This window comes from Flavobacterium sp. (assembly GCF_013822155.1).
GTDB lineage: Bacteria > Bacteroidota > Bacteroidia > Flavobacteriales > Flavobacteriaceae > Flavobacterium.
Genome location: NZ_PNJW01000116.1, coordinates 1 through 3,127 on the forward strand (window position 1 = coordinate 1; position 3,127 = coordinate 3,127).

The following is a 3,127-nucleotide window of genomic DNA, read 5'->3' on the forward strand; positions in this document are numbered from 1 at the left end:
TTATATGATTTATAACAGTCAAGATAAAGATTATTACGAGACTGATGTTGAGATTGCAAATTTGTTCAGAGATTAGATTGACCAAGCTTGTGTTTTTCAAAAAAGCGTCCGATTAAATAAATTTTTTTTAATTTTTTTTGAAACTTTTTCTATCGTAAATATAAACTAATCCAAACATACACCCCGGGCTTCAATGCAATTTTGGGAGGTACTCCGTACTAGTTTGGTTGATTGTTGATTTATTCTGCTTCTGCCATCTTATATGAGTGCTTTGCCGTTTTGTATAATCTAAAAAATTAAAAAACTATGGTACAAATTACAGATTACAAGACCTACAAAAGAGAAGATGGAGAAACCTTCAATGTTCTTGTTGTTCAAGGTGGTGTAGAGCCAGTAAAAAGCAGAAAAACAGGTAGAACTTATTTAACTGCTAAAACAACACGAGTGTCATGCACTTTTGATGAGCCAACGTGTAAATCGCTAATAGGAACAATGCTTCCGGGTTCAATAAAGAAAGTTGACGTTGAGCCTTATGAGTTCACTATTGTTGAAACCGGCGAAGTTGTCGAACGTTCTCACCGTTATGAGTACATGAGTGAAGAAGAAGCCATTGTGAAAAACAATGTTATTGAAATGGAAGAGGTCTTGTGACCTCTTTTTTATTTTTATGATTAAAGGAGTTTCAGAAATGGGACTCCTTTTTTATTTGGTATAACATAATAAATTATAAACTATTAAAATTAAAATTATGAAGTTAACAAAAGCAGAACGTCACCAAGTCAAACTCAGACTGGGGCTATCTGGAGCCAGTGGGTTTGGAAAAACCTATTCAGCATTATTACTAGCCTATGGCATTACAGATGATTGGTGCAAGATTGCTGTCATTGATACAGAAAACGGCAGTGCAAGTTTGTATTCTCATTTAGGGGATTACAATACTTTGACTTTGGATGAACCATTCAATCCTGAACGTTACATTGAAGCCATTGAAACTTGTGAAAAAGAAGCTATAGAAGTAATTATTATTGATTCTATTTCTCATGAGTGGAATGGTAAGGGAGGTTGTCTAGAATTACACGAGCTGCTTGGTGGTAAGTTTCAGGATTGGGCTAAAATATCTCCAAGACATCAAGCTTTTATTGACAAGATTTTGCATTCAAGTTGTCATATCATAACGACGGTAAGAAGAAAAGTTGATTATGCTATGGATGCAGATATGAATGGTAAATCAAAAGTAGTCAAACACGGTACTAAAGAAATTACCAGAGAAGGCTTTGAGTATGAACTGACAGCCAATTTTGAATTGATTAACGATAAGCATCTAGCAAAAGCAAGCAAAGATCGCACAGGTTTGTTTATGGATAAACCTGAGTTTGTAATAAGTTCAACTACCGGAAGAAAACTTATAGAATGGTGTAACAAAGGAGTGTCAATTGATAAAATCAAAGAAGAGATATTAAAATGTGAAACCATTGAAGCCTTAAAACAGCTTTATGCCAAATATCCGAGTTTCCAGAAAATGACACATCCACTGATTCTTCAGAGAAAAGAACAATTAGATAGTTTAAGTAGTCAATTAGTAACCAATGAAGAAGTAGTAGAACCAAACAAAATTTTTGAAAATGGAAACAGTAGTATTGAGCAGTAGTGTCAATAACCAAATTATTGATGAATCTGACGTAATTCAAAAGTCATCAAGTAGCTTTATAGAAGCTAATACAATAAAGGTTGATTTAAAACACCTAAAAGAAGATTGTATCATCCCTGTTTTTTCAAAGGACAATGAAAGTACTATTTCACATTTTCAATTTATTTCTAAAGCATACGAAGTTGTTAAGGAATTATTTCCTGATTTTAGCCCTAAAGAGCCTGAAATTAGAGTTTCTCATGTAATTAAAGGTAGAACACCAACCGCCATTGGAAAACCCGCTAAAGAGCTTTTAGAAGAAGAAAAAACTATTTACTATGAGCGTTGTGCGTTCTTAATTGAATTGCATCAAGCTAAAGAGGTTGTCAATGGCAATACCTTAACTCTTTCAGTAGGCGGTGTGAGAAGCTATAGCCAAGAGAACTTATACAATAAGAAAACGTTGGAAAAATTCAAGATTTTTATTGGCTATCAAAACAAGGTTTGTACCAATATGTGTATTTCAACAGATGGATTCACTAATGAAGTTAGAATATCTTCTATAAATGAATTACAAACCAATATGAGCAAGTTGTTTAGTAATTATGACCGAATTAAACACTTAGGCATGATGGAGCGGATGAGCCGTTTTTGCCTAAATGAAGAGCAGTTTGCTCATTTAATTGGTAAAATCAGAATGTTCCAACATTTGGATAGAGAAGAACAAAAGGCTAAACAACCGTTTTTATTGAATGATGGGCAGATTAACTCTGTTGTCAAAGATTATTATACCTGTCCAAATTTTTCAAGAGACCGAGACAATAACATCTCACTATGGAATTTGTACAATCTGTTCACAGAAGCTAATAAGAGCAGTTATATAGATAGTAATCTAGAGCGTAATGTCAACGCATACGAGTTTACAAATTTCATAGCAAATTCGCTTCAAAACGAACAGCCAAATTGGTTTCTTTCATTATAATAATATAGCTTTTTTAGCATGTCAACAAACAAAAATTGATATGTAGAAAAGCCAAATAAAAAAGTAAAATGAACAAAAATCAACTGGCAGAAATACTAAAATATTGCTCGCCTAAAGTATTGTATGTTGTTACTTGGAATAATCTATTCAAAAGACTTTTTTGCCCATTCAAGGTAAGAGTGCTAAACCCAGTCGGAGAGCTGCGAGTGGGCGAAATTGTTTTTGTGGATGAAATCAAAGTTACACCGGAATTGAAAACAATTTATGTAATCAATGGTAAAGCATATTACTATTTTCATTTTGATATTATAGCTTAGAATTTTAATTGATGGGTAGATGAAATTGCTAACTTGCAATAATTAATATATTAATCATTTGACAACTTTTATTTATGGAATTTACACCCACTATATCAGATTTTGTGTCAGAAAAAAGTTTTGCCAAGTTACAATGCAGATTTTCTAATTATGACGAGCAAAATATTTATAGTAATGATAATCAGGAAACTAACTTTACTT

General features: G+C 32.7%; 4 protein-coding genes. All 4 read left to right on the forward strand.

Going from position 1 to position 3,127, the window contains the following annotated elements:
• Nucleotides 1-306: 306 nt before the first annotated feature.
• The 4 genes from C0512_RS14970 (at nt 307) to C0512_RS14985 (ending at nt 2,926) form a co-directional block, all read left to right on the forward strand.
• Nucleotides 307-651, forward strand: coding sequence for a hypothetical protein (locus C0512_RS14970; RefSeq protein WP_290863007.1), 345 nt, complete (start codon nt 307-309; stop codon nt 649-651).
• A gap of 97 nt (nt 652-748) precedes the next feature.
• Complete coding sequence (locus C0512_RS14975) at nt 749-1,648, forward strand: AAA family ATPase (RefSeq protein ID WP_290863009.1); 900 nt, start codon at nt 749-751, stop codon at nt 1,646-1,648.
• Nucleotides 1,623-2,609, forward strand: a complete 987-nt coding sequence (locus tag C0512_RS14980) for a DUF3871 family protein (protein WP_290863011.1) — start codon at nt 1,623-1,625, stop codon at nt 2,607-2,609. Before C0512_RS14975 ends, C0512_RS14980 begins: the two co-directional genes overlap by 26 nt.
• A gap of 68 nt (nt 2,610-2,677) precedes the next feature.
• Nucleotides 2,678-2,926: a hypothetical protein gene (locus C0512_RS14985; RefSeq protein ID WP_290863013.1), complete on the forward strand. Its 249-nt coding sequence runs from the start codon at nt 2,678-2,680 to the stop codon at nt 2,924-2,926.
• Nucleotides 2,927-3,127: the final 201 nt, after the last annotated feature.